The organism is Streptomyces sp. GbtcB7 (assembly GCF_019091445.1).
Lineage (GTDB): Bacteria > Actinomycetota > Actinomycetes > Streptomycetales > Streptomycetaceae > Streptomyces > Streptomyces mirabilis.
The window spans coordinates 1-253 of sequence record NZ_JAGXJM010000419.1; the positions used below are offsets into that span (position 1 = coordinate 1).

1 protein-coding gene is annotated in these 253 nt (G+C 71.5%); it reads left to right on the top strand.

Annotated elements, in window-relative coordinates:
• Positions 1–253: 6-phosphogluconolactonase (locus tag KVT44_RS56420; RefSeq protein WP_217577064.1), on the top strand; the 253-nt coding region annotated here is incomplete at both ends.

The window sequence follows — 253 nt, forward strand, 5'->3', positions numbered from 1 at the left end:
GGTCGCGAAGCGCTTTTTCCAGCGGGTCTCCGCACGCGCCGCCGAGGGAAAGACGACGCACATCCTGCTGACCGGGGGCACCGCCGGAACGGCCGTGCTGCACGCGGCGGGCGAGAGCGATCGCCGGCGGGAGGTGGACTGGTCGAAGGTCCACTTCTGGTGGGGGGACGAGCGTTTCATCCCGGCGGGCGATCCGGAGCGGAACGAGACGGCGGCACGTGCCGCGTTCCTCGACCACATCGACGTCCCGGCG